The 17,482-nt window shown below is 54.6% G+C and carries 12 protein-coding genes; 8 read left to right on the forward strand and 4 right to left on the reverse strand.

The window, feature by feature from the left end:
- The first annotated feature begins 182 nt into the window (after positions 1-182).
- The 3 genes from JL719_RS03765 (at position 183) to JL719_RS03775 (ending at position 7,832) form a co-directional block, all read left to right on the forward strand.
- Positions 183-1,355: a methyl-accepting chemotaxis protein gene (locus JL719_RS03765; RefSeq protein WP_033156048.1), complete on the forward strand. Its 1,173-nt coding sequence runs from the start codon at positions 183-185 to the stop codon at positions 1,353-1,355.
- A gap of 21 nt (positions 1,356-1,376) precedes the next feature.
- Entirely contained in the window at positions 1,377-2,357 is a 981-nt protein-coding gene (locus JL719_RS03770; protein WP_033156049.1) for a nitrate- and nitrite sensing domain-containing protein, read from the forward strand.
- Positions 2,358-2,669: 312 nt separating this feature from the next.
- Positions 2,670-7,832 carry a RecQ family ATP-dependent DNA helicase gene (locus JL719_RS03775; RefSeq protein WP_033156050.1) on the forward strand — a complete coding sequence of 1,721 codons (5,163 nt, stop codon included), beginning with the start codon at positions 2,670-2,672 and terminating at the stop codon, positions 7,830-7,832.
- A gap of 135 nt (positions 7,833-7,967) precedes the next feature.
- Here JL719_RS03775 and gatB read toward each other — a convergent pair whose 3' ends face one another.
- Genes gatB through gatC form a run of 4 tightly spaced genes read right to left on the reverse strand, consistent with a single transcriptional unit; the run spans position 7,968 to position 11,788 of the window.
- Positions 7,968-9,407 (reverse strand): Asp-tRNA(Asn)/Glu-tRNA(Gln) amidotransferase subunit GatB, encoded by a 1,440-nt coding sequence (gene gatB / locus JL719_RS03780; RefSeq protein ID WP_033156051.1) that lies wholly within the window; start codon positions 9,405-9,407, stop codon positions 7,968-7,970.
- Positions 9,408-9,425: 18 nt separating this feature from the next.
- Positions 9,426-10,028, reverse strand: a complete 603-nt coding sequence (locus tag JL719_RS03785) for a Uma2 family endonuclease (protein ID WP_033156052.1) — start codon at positions 10,026-10,028, stop codon at positions 9,426-9,428.
- Positions 10,029-10,040: 12 nt separating this feature from the next.
- Positions 10,041-11,492: an Asp-tRNA(Asn)/Glu-tRNA(Gln) amidotransferase subunit GatA gene (gatA, locus tag JL719_RS03790; RefSeq protein ID WP_033156053.1), complete on the reverse strand. Its 1,452-nt coding sequence runs from the start codon at positions 11,490-11,492 to the stop codon at positions 10,041-10,043.
- A gap of 8 nt (positions 11,493-11,500) precedes the next feature.
- Positions 11,501-11,788: an Asp-tRNA(Asn)/Glu-tRNA(Gln) amidotransferase subunit GatC gene (gene gatC, locus JL719_RS03795; protein ID WP_033156054.1), complete on the reverse strand. Its 288-nt coding sequence runs from the start codon at positions 11,786-11,788 to the stop codon at positions 11,501-11,503.
- Between the two features lie 114 nt (positions 11,789-11,902).
- Here gatC and JL719_RS03800 point away from each other — a divergent pair, with 114 nt between their 5' ends.
- The 5 genes from JL719_RS03800 (at position 11,903) to rodA (ending at position 17,482) form a co-directional block, all read left to right on the forward strand.
- Positions 11,903-12,946: a rod shape-determining protein gene (locus JL719_RS03800; RefSeq protein WP_020484718.1), complete on the forward strand. Its 1,044-nt coding sequence runs from the start codon at positions 11,903-11,905 to the stop codon at positions 12,944-12,946.
- A 180-nt stretch (positions 12,947-13,126) separates the two neighbouring features.
- Positions 13,127-14,023 (forward strand): rod shape-determining protein MreC, encoded by an 897-nt coding sequence (gene mreC / locus JL719_RS03805; protein ID WP_051669820.1) that lies wholly within the window; start codon positions 13,127-13,129, stop codon positions 14,021-14,023.
- A complete protein-coding gene (mreD, locus tag JL719_RS03810; RefSeq protein WP_033156055.1) occupies positions 14,010-14,498 on the forward strand; it encodes a rod shape-determining protein MreD in 489 nt (162 codons plus the stop codon). The genes mreC and mreD overlap by 14 nt, the downstream gene beginning before the upstream one ends.
- A 6-nt stretch (positions 14,499-14,504) precedes the next feature.
- A complete protein-coding gene (gene mrdA / locus JL719_RS03815; RefSeq protein WP_033156056.1) occupies positions 14,505-16,355 on the forward strand; it encodes a penicillin-binding protein 2 in 1,851 nt (616 codons plus the stop codon).
- The gene (rodA, locus tag JL719_RS03820) at positions 16,352-17,482 is read left to right on the forward strand and encodes a rod shape-determining protein RodA (protein ID WP_033156057.1); all 1,131 of its coding nucleotides are present in this window, start codon (positions 16,352-16,354) and stop codon (positions 17,480-17,482) included. Before mrdA ends, rodA begins: the two co-directional genes overlap by 4 nt.

A 17,482-nucleotide genomic window follows, 5' to 3' on the forward strand; every position in this document is an offset into this window, starting at 1 on the left:
ATCGGGTACTAATTAATTCGCTCTTGGGTTTGAGTCAACTTGGTGCGTATTTTTGTGAACTCCAACGGGAAGTTCGTCCTTTTGGTGCGTCGCACCCTTATTTGGCTTAGGAAGTATCGGACAATTTTGCTGGCGAGAAAATTGCTGGTAGATCGGCATGTCTAAACTGAAGGCGCATCAAAATGTCCGTATTGCTGGTTAACTCGTTTCTCGGTCGCTTCAAGCTAAAAAATAAATTTGCTCTGATATTGACGCTAATTGTGTTGGCCAGTGTGCTGCCCTTGGCTATGTTCGTCGATGCGGGCGTGTCAATTTCCGGGCCGCAATGGTTGGTGATTGTATCCGCTAATCTGGCTTGGATACTGGTGTTGTCAGCATTATATTCGTCCCTATCGGGTGCGATTGCGGCATTGATCGGCGCACATAGGCAGTTAGAGCTTGGCAACTTTAATATGCGACTACAGCTTACCGGTCAGGACGAGCTGTCACAGTTATATAGCGGTTTTAACGAAGCCGCCAAAGCCTTGGGCCGGCGCATAGGCGATGTACATGCGTCTATTCAAGAAGTGACTTATGCCGCCGACCAACTCAACCAGGGTGCCGGTTTCGTCGCCGAAAAACTCGATAACCAACGCGAAAGAACCACGATGATGGCGGCGGCCATCGAACAAATGTCGGCCAGTATCATGGGCGTGGCGGGGCAATGCCGGGATGCCGAAAAAATATCGTCGACCACTCAGCAACTTTCCCAGAAAGGCCATCGGGCCATCGAAAGCTTTATCGCCGATATGAACGCGCTGTTTGGCGAAATTCAGGACCTGGCTCAATTGATGCAGAATCTGGAATTGCATTCCCAACAGGTTGCCAGTATCTCGGAAGTAATTAAGGCCATTTCCGATCAGACCAACCTCCTGGCTCTGAATGCGGCGATAGAAGCGGCGCGAGCCGGAGAATACGGTCGCGGCTTTGCCGTGGTAGCCGACGAAGTACGCTCGCTGGCAAAACGGGTGCGACAGTCTGCCGAGGAAATAACCGGTACCACTGAAGCCGTCCGGGAAAAAATTCATCTAGCCGTTCAATCCATCGCTGCTACTCGCGATCAAACGGAACAAGGCATTAACAAAGCGTTTGAGGTAGAAAAATCGCTGGCCGGGATTAGACAGTATGCGGATCAAGCCTTAAATAACGTAACGATGATAGCAACCAGCGCTGAACAGCAAACCCAGGTAAGCCAGGAAATCGGCCGCAACATCGAGACGATTGCGCATAGCGTTGAACAAAACAGCAATGCGGCCCAGGAATCAGCTGAAATAGCCAGGCATCTGGCTAAATTGGCGCAAATCGTTGCTCATTAACCAATAAAAGGGGAATTAGACGTGCCCGATTATGTTTGTGTATTGTTTTTGTTGGCGGCGGTGATCGCCAGTGCTGCTGCATTTATGTGCTACAAAAATCGCCGGACGCGCCTTGAGCATCTACGTGGGCAACTGCATTACCTGGAAATGACCGGCGCTTTGAAAAACCTATTGACGCAGATACAACAACATCGCGGCATGGTGAGCGCTTATTTGAACGGCGATCTGAGCTTTAAATACAAAATCACGGTCTTGCAATCCGACATTGATCGGCAGCTCGAGCAACTCTCCGGGCAGTTTAAGCAGTCGCCGGAATCGTTGCAGTCGTTCGTTGGTATCCGCGAAGCCTGGAAACAACTACACCCTTCCGTACTGCATCTGACCAAGGAAGCAAGTTTTGAACGACACTGTTTATTGGCCGGCACTATTCTCAATTTGATTCGAGATATAGCGGAGCATAGCCAATTACACCAGGAAAGTATTTGTCCGTTCAGCTTTATAGAAATTCTGTGGCATCTCTTGCCGGATACCGCGGAGGCAATAGGTCAGGCGCGGGCTATCGGCACCGGTATCGCTGCGGCCGGCCGCTGCCGGATCACCGATAGGATTAAGCTGGGTTTTCTGATTACCCGCATCCGTCAGGCCATCGAACGGGTTGAAGCCGGCATGGGTAACGCTAACATGTCCATGGTTGCCGACAGCAGTTTCCAGCAGGCTTCGGCTGCGGTTCATGTGCACATCACCGGTTTTATTGGTCATATCGAGCAAAAATTGCTGACCGCGGATAAGCCGGCGATTGATCCGGCGGCTTTCTTTGACACCGCCACGGGGACATTGAACAGTATTTTTGCGCTTTACGATCAGGGCGAAGTGATTACAAATCATGCCCTGCAAAACCAGCTTGCAAGTGCCAGACGCAGTAGCAATCAGTCTTTCGCCATCGTGTTGGTGAGCTTGGTATTTTTGATGGCTTCCCTGGTGTTGCAGCACGGAGTCGTTTAACCGGCGAGACCAAGAGCCACGCTTTCGATGGCGGCAAACTACTTTTAGGGAGGCTGTAGTACAAAATAAGAGGTGTCATTTCGAATTTGTCTGGTTAAAGTAAGCCGTCTATACCTTCTTTATTGGGAAAAAATCCTGGAAAAGGCAGGATGTCAGTGCGCTTGGTCAAGCTAACCTAGGCAAGACCCGTTTGTTGCGCTATGGTTAAGCCCCATTTCCCCGGCCCCTGTAGCTTCGCGTATAGCGGGTCGGCCGAATAGCACAAAGCGTCGCTAACCTAAACATCCACGTTCATCCCCATTCCCCGACACAATGGCTCAACCATCCGATAGAATCCGAGCCAAGTGCCTGTGCATCGACATTGAAACCGCCCGGCAGGATAGCCTAAAGCTGCGGGAGATTGGCGCGTATCGACCGGACACCGATGCCCGTTTGCGTTTATCCGGCAAGGCTGCCGATCTGACACAAAAGCTGGATCACATCAGCGAAGGCGCGGCGTTTGTGTTGGGGCATAACGTGATTGCCTTCGATCAGCCAGCTTTATCCGTGTTGCATCCCGATCTTGCTTTGCACCGCTTGCCTTTGGTCGATACGCTGGAGCTGTCGCCGGTGGCCTTTCCGCAGAATCCTTATCACCGCCTGGTGAAGGACTACAAGCTTTGCACCACCACCCGCAACGATCCGGTTCGCGACGCGGAATTGGCTTATGAGCTGTTTCTGGATCAGGCCGAGGCCTTGCGGCAGCGGGTGGCGGAGTATCCGGACGAGGCGCTTTGCCTGCATTTTTTATTGGCGCCGGAAAACGGCAAGGGCGTAGCGAATTTCTTCGCGACCTTGCGCGCGGCGCTAAGGCCGTCGTTAATCGATGCGCAAGCGGCTTGGCGGCGGGCTACCGACGGGAAGGTGTGCCGGGCCGGGCAGCAACACATCGTCAATGACTATTTGCCGGAGCCGGATTGGCACAAACCGTTGGCTTATGTGTTGGCTTGGCTGCGGGTGTCGGGCGGTAACTCCGTGCTGCCGCCTTGGGTAAGTTTGTCGTTTCCGAAAACCCGAGAACTTATCGCCACCTTGCGCGATGTGCCGTGCGGTGACGCCGGATGTGATTGGTGCAGTGAACAACACGATCTGTCGCAACTGCTGCCGCGCTATTTTCCGGGCATCACGCAGTTTAGGCCGACGCCGACTACCGAGGATGGCAAGTCCCTGCAACAAACCATCGTCGAACACGGCTTTGCTGGCGCGCCGACCCTGGCGATTCTGCCGACCGGCGGCGGCAAATCGCTGTGTTACCAATTGCCGGCGCTGGCGCGCTTTTACCGCAACGGTAGTTTGACCGTGATTATTTCGCCGCTGCAATCCTTGATGAAGGATCAGGTCGATAACCTTGAAGCGCGCGGCATCACCTGCGCCGGTTACATCAACAGCTTGCTCAACCCCATGGAGCGACAGGTGATGCTGGATAAGTTGCGCTTGGGCGATTTGGGTTTGATCTTTGTCGCGCCGGAACAATTTCGCAGCAGCGCATTTGCCAAGGCTTTGCAACATCGGGAAGTCGGCGCCTGGGTGTTCGACGAGGCGCATTGCCTGTCCAAATGGGGTCATGATTTCCGCCCGGATTATTTGTACGTGTCGCGCTTTATCAAGGCCAGGCAAAAGGACAAGCCGTCGCCGGTGTTTTGTTTTACCGCTACCGCCAAACCGGATGTGGTGCAAGACATCGTTGAGCATTTTCGCAAGCGCCTAGGCATTTCGCTGGCCTGCTTGACCGGCGGTGTCAGTCGGGAAAACCTGCTGTATGAAGTGCATGCGGTGCCGGCCCAAGCCAAATATCCGGAAGTGCTGCGTTTGCTGGAGCAAAGCTTGCGCGATGAGGGCGGCGCCATTGTGTTTTGCGCCCGGCAGAAGACCGTGGAAGAAATGGCCGAGTTTTTGAAACAGGCCGGCCTGGATTGCGGTTATTTCCATGGCGGCATGCAGCCCGAGCAAAAGCGCCAAGTGCAGGAAGCCTTTATCGCCGGCGAGCTGCGCGTCATCGCCGCCACCAATGCCTTTGGCATGGGTGTGGATAAGGCCGATGTGCGTCTGGTGATTCATTTGGATACGCCGGGCTCCTTGGAAAATTATCTCCAGGAAGCGGGCCGGGCGGGCCGCGATCAAGACTTAGCGCGCTGTGTGTTGTTGTACGACGATGCCGATCTGGATGTGCAGTTCCGGCTGTTGCGCAATTCCAGGCTGACGCAACATGATATTGCTTCCATTCTAAAAGCCTTGCGCGGGATCGAGCGCAAGGATCGCAGCGAAGGTTCGGTGGTGGTCACCAGCGGCGAAATTTTGTTGGAAATTCCGGACAAGCATGGCATCGATCCCGACGCCGCCGATGCCGATACCAAGGTCCGCATCGCGGTGGCCTGGCTGGAAGAAGCGCGTCTGCTGGAACGCCAGGAAAACCATACCCGGGTGTTTCCGGGCAGCTTGCAGGTGGCCAGTATCGATGAAGCCCGAGTCTTGCTGCAGAAAAAACTGGGGCCGAACGCCGACATCGAGCCGTACATCGTGCTGCTGTCGCAATTGTTTTATAGCGAAGATGACGACGGCATCAGCACCGACGATTTGATGCTGGCCACGGGACGCAATTCCCACGAAGTGCAGAGCATGTTGCGGGACTTGGATCGTTTTAAACTGGTATCCAACGATACCGAAATCGGCGTGACCTTGTACCGCGCCCCCGATACCGCCGACAGGCTGGAAGACTTGCGCAAGCTGGAAGACGCCTTGATTGCCAGTCTGCGGGAGACCGCGCCGGATGCTGATCGCGAGCAATGGCAGATTTTGAATGTGCGCCGGCTATGTGACAGCTTACGCCGCGAGGCTGGAGTGGAACTCACGCCGGACAAATTGACCCGTTTGATGAAGTCGTTCGCCGAAGCCTTTGGCGATGGTACCGGCCTGCGCGGTTTTTTCGCGTTGCGTCCGGCCGGTCAGGATAACCGCTATCTTAAATTGCTTCGCAGTTGGCAGAAGATTGATGACATCCGCAGCAAGCGTATGCGGCTGGCTCAGGCGTTGCTGAATTACTTTCTAGCAAAGCGCCAGGGCAATAATCTGCTGGTCACTTGCAAGCAGGGCGATTTGGAAGCGGCTTTGCAAGCCGATCTGACTTTGCAGGATCTGGATGTGCGGGATTGGCAGGTGGCCTTGGCGGCGGCGCTGATTTATCTGGACAGCAACGAAGTTTTGCATCTGGCGCGCGGCAAGGCGGTGTTCCGCGCGGCGATGAGCATTCAGCTGAATGCCGAAGCCCGGCGCCGGCAGTTTAAAAAGTCCGACTACGCCGAACTGGCTTTGCATTACAAGGACAAGATTATCCAGGTGCATGTGATGGCCGAATACGCCCGGCTGGCGCTGGGTAAGATTCAGGCGGCGATGGCGTTTATCGTCGATTACTTTGGCATGGATAGACACGAATTCGTGCGCCGCTATTTCGCCGGCCGCCAGGATATTCTGGAAATGGCGACCACTGAAGCCGCGCATAGGCGCATCCTCACCGACTTGCAAAACCCCGAGCAACAGGCCATCGTCGCCGCGCCGCCGGAAGGCAGTCAATTGGTATTGGCCGGCCCCGGCTCCGGCAAGACCAAGGTGATTGTGCATCGGGTGGCCTGGCTGCTGCGCGAATGCATGGTGTTGCCGGAAGACATTATGGTGTTGAGTTATAACCGCTCGGCGGCCGTCGAAATCCGCAAGCGTTTGTGGGCATTAATCGGCGCCGATGCCGCCGGGGTGACCGTGCAAACCTTGCACTGCCTGGCGATGCGGCTGACCGGCACCAGTTACGCGGTGGCCGCCGAGCATGGCGAGAGCATCGATTTTTCGGCAGTTATCAAAAACGCTACCGCTCTGTTAAAAAAAGTGGAGCAGGGTGACGAGCTGGGGCCGGGCATTCAACGCGACCGCTTGCTGTCCGGCTTGCGCTATTTGCTGGTGGATGAATATCAGGACATCAACGCCGAGCATTATGCGTTGATCAGCGCGCTGGCCGGCAGGGCGATCAGCAGCGAGGAAGACAAATTATCGCTATTGGCGGTGGGCGACGATGACCAAAATATTTACGCATTTGACGGGGCCAATGTACGCTTCATCAAGCAATTTGCCACGGATTATCAGGCTAAAACCTATTATCTGATTGAAAATTATCGCTCCACCGCGCAGATCATCCATTGTGCAAACCGGGTAATTACGCCGGCGCGGGAGCGGATGAAAACGCAGCACGCCATCCAAGTCAATTATGCGCGCCGCGAGGCAGCGGAGGGCGGCGAGTTTGCCGAATTGGATAGTTTGACACAAGGCCGGGTACATATCCTGGAAACGCCGGCGCCTCTCCACGGCGAAGTCGAAGTGGCGTTGGCCGAGCTGGTGCGGCTGAATCATTTGGCAAACTCGGGCCAAACCAGCCATTGGGGCCGGTTTGCAGTGATCGCCAGGCATTGGGAAACATTGGAGCCGCTGGGCGAATTATGTCGTCTACAAGGGGCCCCGGTGAGGCTGCTGCGTGACAGTGCTTTGCTGAATTTGCACGGCACAAGGGAAGGCCACAGCTTACTGGCTTTGTTGAACAAGCCGCGGCGCAAGTCCGGTAAATCTAGAGTCTTGCTGCGCTACGGAACCTTGTCGCGCTGGTTTAAGCGCCGCTACCGGCAATCTGTCGATGAGCTGATCGAACATCCTTATCGAGCCATGCTGGCGCAATTCATCATTGCCTCCGAGGCGGTCGCTCCGGGTTGTCAGCAGGTGGTCAGCAATCTTGTCGAAGCGCTTTACGAATTCGGTTCCGGTAGCCAGTCCGGCGCAAACGACAGTCGGCATGCGCCGCTGCTGTTATTGACGGCGCATCGCGCCAAGGGTTTGGAGTTTGATCATGTGCTGATTCTGGACGGCGGCGGCTGGCAGCAGAGCAGCGATGACGAGCGGCGGCTGTTTTATGTGGCGATGACCCGCGCTCGCAAAACCCTGACTGTTTGCGCCAAACAGGGTGGGCGGCATGCTTTTATCCGAGACTGCGAAGCGCTTTGCGTTAAAACCCAGCCGCAATTCAATCGCGGATTTCAAGCATTGGGGCAAAGTACTTGGCTGGCCGATTTGGAGCAAATTGTGCTGTCATGGCCGGGATATTTCGCGCCGGACAAGCCTATTCATCGGGCGATAGCGGCATTGGAGGTTGGTAGCGAGTTGATATTGCGAGCTAGAAGCGATGGGCAAAGCGGCTGGGAACTGGCGGATTTAAGCGGCATGGCCGTCACGCGGATGGCCAAGGCTTTTGCGCCGCCAGCAGGCAGGATAGTGGCGGTGCGGGTTGTCGCCATTTCGGTAAGGCATAAAACCGCCGGCAATACCGAAAGTCTGCGTTGCGAGCATTGGGAATTGGTACTGCCGGAAATTTTGTATCTGCCAGCCGATAGGGTTCCAAGGTCGTGATTTAACAATTTCGGCTGTCCGGTAGGCTGTTCCGGAAGCCCTGCCTTCTGTCGTCAAGCCGTTCGTGCTGAGTCTGTCGAAGCATGATCGGCTTGAACGCGGGAGACCGAAATTTTTCCGGCCACCCTTGAGTCCTTAGCTTTTCAGCTTGGCAATCAACATCTTGTTCACTTCACCTGGATTGGCCTTGCCTTGGGTTTCTTTCATGATTTGCCCGACCAGAGCCATCAACGCTTTGTCCTTGCCGGCCCGATATTGCTCGACCGGCACCGGATTGGCGGCGATCACTTTATCGACGATGGCTTCTATCGCACCGCTGTCGGTGATCTGCTTCAAGCCTTCTTTTTCGATGATTTCGTCGGCACTGTCGGTGCTGTTCCAGAGCTTATCGAATACCTGTTTGGCGGTTTTACCTGAGATGGTGTTGTCGGCAATGCGTTTGAGCAGGCCGGCCAGGCGCTCGGCATTGACCGGACAGTCGCCGATTTCCAATCCGGCTTTGTTCAATGCGCCCAATACGTCGCCGGTCAGCCAGTTGCCGGCCAGCTTGGCTTCGCCGCCGGAGGCTTTGACGACTGTTTCGTAAAAGTCGGCCAATTCGCGCGACGACGTCAAGGTGGTAGCGCTTTCGTTATCCAGGGCGTATTGCTCGATGAAACGCTGTTTTTTGGCATCCGGCAGCTCCGGTAGCGTGGCGCGGATTTCGTCTTTCAGCGACTCTTCGATCAATACCGGCAACAAGTCCGGATCGGGGAAATAGCGGTAGTCGTTGGCTTCTTCCTTGCTGCGCATCGAACGGGTTTCGTCTTTGTTGGCGTCGTAGAGGCGGGTTTCCTGAACCACTTTGCCGCCGCCTTCGATGACATCGATTTGCCGCTCGATTTCGTGATTGATGGCTTTTTCGACGAACTTGAAGGAGTTGATGTTCTTGATTTCGGCGCGGGTGCCGAATTCAGCTTGGCCTTTCGGGCGCACCGAGACGTTGGCGTCGCAGCGGAACGAACCTTCCTGCATATTGCCGTCGCAGATTTCCAGGTAGCGCACCAGTTCGTGCAGCTTGCGCATGTAAGCGACCGCTTCCTTAGCCGAACGCATATCCGGTTCGGAAACGATTTCCAGCAGGGGTGTGCCGGCGCGGTTCAAGTCGATGCCGGTCAGGCCGTGGAAGTCTTCGTGCAAGGATTTGCCGGCGTCTTCTTCAAGATGGGCGCGGGTGATGCCGATGCGTTTGCTGACACCATCGACTTCGATGTCCAGATGGCCATTGCCGACGATAGGCAGTTCGAACTGGCTGATTTGGTAGCCTTTCGGTAAGTCCGGATAAAAATAGTTTTTGCGGGCGAACACCGAATGCGGGGCAATCTCGGCGTCGATGGCCAAACCGAAGGTTACAGCTTTGCGCACGGCGTCTTTATTCAATACGGGCAAAACTCCCGGCAAGCCCAAATCGACCGCGCAGGCCTGGGTATTGGGTTCCGCACCATAGGCAGTGGCGGCGCCGGAGAAGATTTTCGATTTTGTAGACAGTTGGGTGTGGATTTCCAGGCCGATGACGGCTTCCCATTGTGAGTTCATTCGTGGTTCCTTTAAAGCTTATTCGGCAAAAACGTCGTTCAGGTCGATTTGCAGGTCGGGGAATAAATGCGGAGCGGCGATTTCGTTGCCCGGATATAAGCCGCGCAATTGATATTTATCCTGCTCGTCCAGCACGAATTGCTGCACGATTTGTTCGTAGGGAAATACCAGCCAGTATTCTCTTACGCCGCTTTCTTCGTATAAGTCGTATTTCAGGCGCACTTCTTTGCGGCTGTTACCGGGCGACAAGACTTCAATGATCCAGTCCGGCGCGCCGTCGCAGCCTTGTTCGGTGAGTTTGTCTTTGTCGCAAATCACGCATAGGTCGGGTTGGACGACGCTGAAGGCTTCGCCATTTTTGAGTAGCGATTTACGGCGGTCGTAAAGCTTTACGTCAAATGGTGCGACAAACACTTCGCAGGGTTTGCGCTTGAAATAGTTTCCCAAATACAGGAACAAGTTGCCGGAGATGCACTGATGCTTGCGGTTGGGCGCGGGCGACATCGCCATGATCTTGCCTTTAATCAGCTCGACGGATTCTTCAAGCCGCCAAGTCAAATAATCGGCATAGCTGTATGTGCCATCCATATCCAACTGCGACAATTCGGTGATCTTAGCCATGACTAATCTCCGTTATTCAAAACCCTTTGGTGCTTGCAGGTGCCAATCGGTGACTTGCTGGTAGCGGTGGCCGACATTCAGCAACTTGGCTTCGCTGAAATAATTGCCTATCACGTGTAAGCCCACAGGTTTGCCGTCCATGAATCCGGCCGGAATCGACATCGCCGGCAAACCCGCCAAGTTGATGGCAATGGTGTAAATATCTTCCAGATACATCTGAATCGGATCGCTGGTTTTTTCGCCGATTTTGAATGCCGTGCTTGGCGTGACCGGGCCCATTAGTACGTCGACTTCGCTCAAAGCGCGTTTGAAGTCGTCGCTGATCAGGCGGCGCACATGCTGGGCTTTTAAGTAATAAGCATCGTAATAACCGGCCGACAGCGCATAGGTGCCCATCAAAATCCGCCGCTTGACTTCGGCACCGAAGGCTTCTCCACGCGAGCGAGTGTAAAGGTCGGTCAAGTCGGCGGGATTTTGGCAACGGTAACCGAAGCGCACGCCGTCGTAGCGCGATAGGTTGGACGAGCATTCGGCGGAAGCGATCACGTAATAAGCAGGGATTGCCAACTGCAGATTCGGCATGTCCACTTCTTTGACTTCCGCGCCCAGTTTTTGATATTCGGCAACCGCGGCGTGGATGGCGGCGGCCATTTGGCTATTCAGCCCTGTGCTGAAAAACTGTTTCGGCAGACCGATTTTCAGGCCTTGTAAACTATCGTTCAGGCTGGCGCTATAGTCAGGTACGGGTTGATCGACGCTGGTCGAATCTTTGGGATCGAAGCCGGCCATCACCTGCAAAAGTAAAGCCGCGTCTTCGGCGCTACGCGCCATCGGGCCGCCTTGATCCAGGCTGGAAGCGTAGGCGATCATGCCGTAACGCGACACGCGGCCGTAAGTCGGTTTCAATCCGGTGATACCGCACAGCGCTGCCGGCTGGCGAATCGAGCCGCCGGTGTCTGTGCCGGTCACCGCAGGCGCCAGACGCGCCGCGACTGCCGCCGCCGAGCCGCCGGACGAACCGCCGGGGACGCAATCGGTCGCCCAAGGGTTGCGCACCGGGCCGTAGAAACTGTTTTCGTTGGACGAGCCCATCGCAAACTCGTCCATGTTCAATTTGCCTAGCATCACCGCGCCGGCCCTGTTGAAGTGTTCAACCACCGTGGCATCGTAAGGGGCGATGAAGTTATCCAGCATTTTCGAGCCGCAGCTGGTTTTAGTGCCTAGCGTGCAGAAAATATCTTTTTGGGCGATGGGGATGCCGGCCAATGGTCCAGCATTGCCGCTAGCCAGTAACTGATCGGCCGCCTGGGCCTGTTGCAAGGCGCTGTCGGCGCTGACGGTAATAAATGCGTTCAAGTTCTGGTGCTGGTGGGTGCGGTCCAGAAAATGTTGAGTCAGTTCTAAGCTGGAGAATGCTTTGCTGCGCAGCCCGGCTGCCAGTTCGGTGAGGGTAAGTTTGTGCATAATCGTCCTTAATCGATGACTTTGGGGACCAGGTACAATCCGGCTTCGGTTTGCGGGGCGATGGTTTGGAAATGGTCGCGCTGATCGGTCTCGGTGACGGCGTCATCGCGCAGGCGCTGCATTTGATCCAGCGGATGCGCCATGGGCGTCACGCCGGTCGTGTCTAATTGGCCCATTTGCGTCATTAATTCCAGTACGCCCGATAGGTCTTTTGCATAGTGTTCGACATCTTGTTCAGCAATGCCCAGCCTTGCCAGGTGAGCGATTTTTTTAACGTCATTCGCCGTTAACGACATTCTTGTAACTCCAGGTTTTCTTAGTAAAACTATGATACTTTATATCTTGCTCAAATACCTGCTTGATTGTTAAAGTAGCGGGATTTTCCGTGTGCGCTTAGGGTACTGCATAAAATGTTTAAAAGAATTCGTGGCCTGTTTTCCAATGATTTGTCTATCGATTTGGGTACGGCAAATACGCTGATTTATGTTCCGGGCCAGGGAATCGTACTCAACGAGCCTTCCGTGGTGGCGATTAAAGAAGACAAAATTCGCGGCCAAAAAACCATCGCCGCCATCGGCGCCGACGCCAAAAGCATGCTGGGCCGTACGCCCGGCAATATCACCGCTATTCGGCCGTTGAAAGACGGCGTGATTGCCGACTTCGCCGTGACCGAACGCATGCTGCGGTTTTTTATCAAAAAAGTGCATGAAAATAAATTATTGCGGCCAAGCCCGCGCATTTTGATCTGCGTGCCTTGCGGCTCTACCCAAGTAGAACGGCGGGCAATTCGTGAATCGGCGGCCATGGCCGGCGCTAGAGAAGTTTATTTGATTGAAGAGCCTATGTCGGCTGCAGTTGGCGCTGGTTTGCCCGTGGATACCGCCCACGGTTCGATGGTGCTGGACATTGGCGGCGGTACATCGGAAGTAGCGGTGATCTCCTTGAACGGTATCGTGTATTCGGCGTCGGTCAGAATCGGCGGCGACCGCTTTGATGATGCCATCATCAGTTATGTGCGCCGTAATTACGGTACCTTGATCGGCGAAGCCACCGCCGAGAAAATCAAACATCAAATCGGCGCCGCGTATCCCGGCAGCGAAGTGCGGGAGATGCAGGTCACCGGCCGTAATCTGGCCGAGGGCGTGCCACGCAGCTTCTCGCTGAACAGCAATGAAATTCTGGAAGCCTTGCAAGAACCCTTATCGGGCATCGTCAGTGCTGTGAAAGTGGCCTTGGAACAAACTCCACCAGAACTAGGCGCGGATGTGGCCAGTCGCGGTATCGTGTTGACCGGTGGCGGCGCATTGTTGAAAGACATCGACCGCCTGATTTCCGAGGAAACCGGTCTGCCGGTGTATATCGCCGACGATCCTTTGACTTGCGTGGCCCGCGGCGGCGGCATGGTGTTGGAAATGTTGGACTCTAAAGGTGCTTCGGCGTTTTCTTTGGAATAAGCCCTGTACTGAATATCTCTGAAAGGCCGCTGTGACCGCGTAAAGCGGCTACAGCGGCCTTTTCTACGAATTTATGCCGCTCGGCACATGAACTGCCCATGAGCGGAGCTTGATTGTTCTTGCTGTCGCGTCGATGGGTGCCGGTCTTGCCCGTCGCGTTTTGATTGTTAGAGGTTTGCCATAAAACTCTTATTTGCCAAAGGCCCTTCACTTAATACCCGCTTACTGGTGGCATTGCTGGTATCAATTTCGATGTTAGTGATTGATTATCGCAGTGAACGCCTGGATCGGCTGCGTTCCTTGTTATCGGTGTTCACCTATCCACTACAGTCGCTGGCCAGTCTGCCGGTCGATTTTTATCAAACGGTTTCTGGAACGGTCATTTCTTTTGTGGAATTGCAAAAAGAAAACCGCCGCTTGAAAGAGGCTCAGTTCGTCAACGATGCGAAATTGTTGAAATTCGCAGCCTTGGAAAAGGAAAACACCCGGCTGCGAATGTTGCTGGAAAACTCCTTTCAGCTGGGCGAACAGGTTCTGGTAGCTGATCTGGTGTCGGTAAAACTGGCGCCTTACGAACACACCGTGGTGGTCAACAAAGGCTCGCGTTTTGGCGTGCATCCGGAACAGCCTGTTTTGGATGCCAACGGCATCGTCGGCCAAGTGGTGCGAGCATTACCGTCCAGCTCGGAAGTGATGCTGATCACCGATCCCGACCATGCCGTCCCGGTACAGGTTAACCGCAACGGTTTGCGTACCATTGCTTTCGGTACCGGCCAGCCCAATCGACTGCATTTGCCGTTTCTTGCCAATAACGCCGACATCGTGCCGGGTGATTTGCTGGTTACCTCCGGGCTGGGCGGCGTATTTCCGGCCGGTTATCCGGTGGCGGTAGTGGATAAATTCGAAGCCAGGCCGGACAAATCCTTTGCCAATATTTACGCCACGCCCAAGGCGGAATTGGATAAAAGCCGCGAGTTTTTGATCGTCTGGAGTCATTCCACGCCGGTGGTGTTAGGCGAGCAGGGTAAAGCGCCAGCCGAGCCGGAAGCCAAGGAAGCCGAGCATGTCGCGCCTTGATTTTGCCGCCACCGTTTACTTCATCGTTACCATAGGCGCGGCGATGGTGCTGCGGGTAATGTCGCTGTTTCCCAGTATGGATGTATTCAATCCGGACTGGATTGTGCTGGTATTGATCTATTGGTCGATTGCCTTGCCGGAACGGTTTGGCGTATTCAGCGCTTGGTCGATAGGTTTGTTGACTGACGTATTAACCGGCCGTTTGCTGGGGCAGTATGCCTTGATTTATGCGCTGATTTGCTATTTCAGTATCAACGAGCATCGGCGTTTGCGGCAATTTCCGATGGTGCAGCAATGCTTGTTTGTGTTTTTGTGCTTGTTTGCATCGCAGAGCATTATTTTCGGGACCGAAAGCATGCAAGCCGGCAATCGCCTATCCCTGGCGTTTTGGTATCCGGTGTTATCCGGCACCTTGGTGTGGCCGCTGGTGTTTGTGGTGCTGCGTTATATCCGGGTAATGGCACGCATCGTCTAACGGAGCATGGATAGAAAATTCGCCATTAAAGATCCGCTCGCCGAAAGTCGCTTATTTTTAAGCCGCATCGTCGCGGCGTTTATCTTGATCCTGTTTTTGATCGCCGGTTTGGTTACCCGTTTGGTGTATTTGCAGGTGGTTGGCCACGAGCACTACGCAACCTTATCCAAGGACAACCGCATCAAGATTTCGCCGCTGCCACCCACCCGTGGCGTGATTTACGACCGCAAGGGCCGGATGCTCGCAGAAAACGTGCCCACCTACAGTTTGGAACTGATCCCGGAGCAGATCGAAAATCTTGACGACACCCTAGTCAGGCTACAGAAGCTGCTGGACATTTCCGAAGAAAAAATCGATCTGTTTCAAAAGCAGCGTAAGCGCAACAAATCCTTCACCAGTACGCCGTTACTGCAGAATCTGAGCGACGAGGAAGTCGCTAAATTTGCCGTGGTCAGGCCGTATTTCCCTGGTGTCGATGTCTACGCCCGCTTGGTGCGCCATTATCCTTACGGCGACTTGGCTTCTCATGTGGTCGGCTATGTCGGTCGGATTAACGAGAAGGAAATGCAAACCTTACCACTGGCCAAATATCGCGGCACCAACCACATCGGCAAAACCGGCATCGAAAAAACCTATGAAGAGCATTTGCTGGGCACCGCCGGCTACGAGGAAATAGAAACCAACGCGCAGGCCAGGGCCGTCAACACAGTGGCGACGGTGGAGCCGGTGGCAGGTTCCAACATCTATCTGACCTTGGACATCGACCTACAAAAAATCGCTTACGATGCCTTGTCGGAATATAACGGCGCCGCGGTGGCGATAGAAATCAAAACCGGCGGGGTGCTGGTGTTCGCCAGCCGGCCCGGTTTCGATCCCAATCCGTTTGTTTCCGGGATTTCCGGCAAGGAATACAAAGCCTTGCAGGATTCCCCGGATCAACCTTTATACAACCGAGCCTTGCGCGGCCAGTATCCGCCGGGTTCCACCGTCAAGCCGTTTCTAGGCTTGGCCGGTCTGGAATATGGCGTCACCGATTTTAACCACCGTTTGTTCTGTCCGGGTTATTACAAGCTGCCCAATGTCGATCACAAATATCGCGACTGGAAGAAGTGGGGGCACGGCATGGTCGATATGAACGATGCGATTACCCAATCCTGCGACGTGTATTTCTACGATCTGGCGCTGGCGCTGGGGATCGACAAAATGCACGCATTCATGGACAAGTTCAGTTTCGGCCGGAAAACCGGGATCGATTTGGTGGGGGAGGTCGATGGTTTGATGCCTTCCAAGGAATGGAAAAAACACTATCGCAACCAGGCTTGGTTTCCCGGCGAAACGCTGATTACCGGGATCGGCCAGGGTTACACGCAAGCCACGCCGTTGCAACTGGCGCATGCGACAGCGACGCTGGCCAACTATGGCAAGGTCATCACGCCCCACCTGGTGCACAGCATAATCAGCGCCGATTACGCCGACATGATCGGCGGTAAAGCCGATGCACTAATTCCGTTGAAAACCCAAAATGTCGATAACATCATCAAAGGCATGACCAACGTGGTGCACGGAGCGCGGGGTACCGCCGGCCGTTTGGCCAAGGCTATTACCTATCAAATTGCCGGCAAGACCGGCACCGCGCAAGTGTTTACCATCAAGCAGGAAGAGAAATACAACGAAGACGCCATCGATTTTAAAATGCGCGACCATGCTTTGTTCATAGCCTTTGCGCCGGTGCACGACCCGCAAATTGCGGTGGCGATTATCGCCGAGCACGGCGGCCACGGCGGCTCGGTAGCGGCGCCGATTGCCGGCGAAATTATCGATGCCTATCTGAATCAAAAAAAGGAGCCGCAGCCATGAGAACCGAAATGCGCAATGAGCAGTTTCAGCCGCCATCGCTGCTGGGTAATTTACTCAGAAAGCTGCATATCGACATCCCGTTGTTTATCGGGCTGTTGCTGATTTGCGCTACCAGTTTTGTGATCTTATACAGCGCCGGCGGGCAAGAGGTGCCCTTGTTGATTCGGCATGCCACCCGCATGGGTTTCGCCATTTTGTTGATGATCGTATTGGCGCACATCAATCCGCGCCGCTTCCAGAGTTTTTCGGTGGCCTTGTTCTCGATTTGCGTGTTGTTGTTACTGGCGGTGGCGGTGATGGGACAGATCAGTATGGGGGCGCAGCGTTGGTTGGATCTGGGTTTCTTTCGTTTTCAACCGTCCGAATTCACCAAAATCAGTGCGCCGATGATGGTGGCCTGGTATCTCTCGGAACGGGCCTTGCCGCCCAAACCCAAGCATGTATTAGGCGCGGCGACGCTATTGATAGTGCCGGTTTTGCTGATCGCGAAGCAACCGGATTTGGGGACTTCCTTGCTGGTGGCCAGCTCCGGGGCGGCAGTACTGTTTTTCGCCGGCTTATCCTGGTGGTTCATGCTGGGGATCGTGGCTTTGTTGGCATCGTTAACGCCGGTGTTGTGGCATTTCATGCGCGACTATCAGCGCAACCGCGTATTGACGTTTATGAATCCGGAAGCGGACCCAATGGGCGCCGGTTACCATATCATTCAATCCAAGATTGCCATCGGTTCCGGCGGCATCAATGGCAAGGGCTGGTTGGGCAGTAGTCAGGCGGAACTGGATTTTTTACCGGAAAGCTCCACGGACTTTATCTTTGCGGTGTTTGCCGAGGAGTTTGGCTTGTTCGGTTGCGTCGGGTTGCTGGTTTTGTATCTGCTGGTCATCAGCCGGTGTTTCTACATTGCCGTGCAAGCCCAGGATACCTACTCGCGCTTGTTAGCCGGCAGTTTGGCCTTTACTTTTTTTGTCTACGTTTTTGTGAATATCGGCATGGTGATCGGCGTGTTGCCGGTGGTCGGCGTACCGCTACCGTTGATCAGCTACGGCGGCACCTCAATGGTGACGCTGATGGCAGGCTTCGGTATTCTGATGTCCATCCATACCCATCGTAAATTACTACCCGTTTAA

The sequence above is a fragment of the Methylomonas sp. LW13 genome (assembly GCF_016865255.1).
GTDB lineage: Bacteria > Pseudomonadota > Gammaproteobacteria > Methylococcales > Methylomonadaceae > Methylomonas.

Bases quoted from the DNA above. Each gene is read 5' to 3' on its own strand.
- JL719_RS03765 (WP_033156048.1), top strand. From the start codon at position 183: ATGTCCGTATTGCTGGTTAACTCGTTTCTCGGTCGCTTCAAGCTAAAA.
- JL719_RS03775 (WP_033156050.1), top strand. From the start codon at position 2,670: ATGGCTCAACCATCCGATAGAATCCGAGCCAAGTGCCTGTGCATCGAC.
- gatB (WP_033156051.1), bottom strand. From the start codon at position 9,407: ATGAACTCACAATGGGAAGCCGTCATCGGCCTGGAAATCCACACCCAA.
- JL719_RS03785 (WP_033156052.1), bottom strand. From the start codon at position 10,028: ATGGCTAAGATCACCGAATTGTCGCAGTTGGATATGGATGGCACATAC.
- gatA (WP_033156053.1), bottom strand. From the start codon at position 11,492: ATGCACAAACTTACCCTCACCGAACTGGCAGCCGGGCTGCGCAGCAAA.
- gatC (WP_033156054.1), bottom strand. From the start codon at position 11,788: ATGTCGTTAACGGCGAATGACGTTAAAAAAATCGCTCACCTGGCAAGG.
- JL719_RS03800 (WP_020484718.1), top strand. From the start codon at position 11,903: ATGTTTAAAAGAATTCGTGGCCTGTTTTCCAATGATTTGTCTATCGAT.
- mreD (WP_033156055.1), top strand. From the start codon at position 14,010: ATGTCGCGCCTTGATTTTGCCGCCACCGTTTACTTCATCGTTACCATA.
- mrdA (WP_033156056.1), top strand. From the start codon at position 14,505: ATGGATAGAAAATTCGCCATTAAAGATCCGCTCGCCGAAAGTCGCTTA.
- rodA (WP_033156057.1), top strand. From the start codon at position 16,352: ATGAGAACCGAAATGCGCAATGAGCAGTTTCAGCCGCCATCGCTGCTG.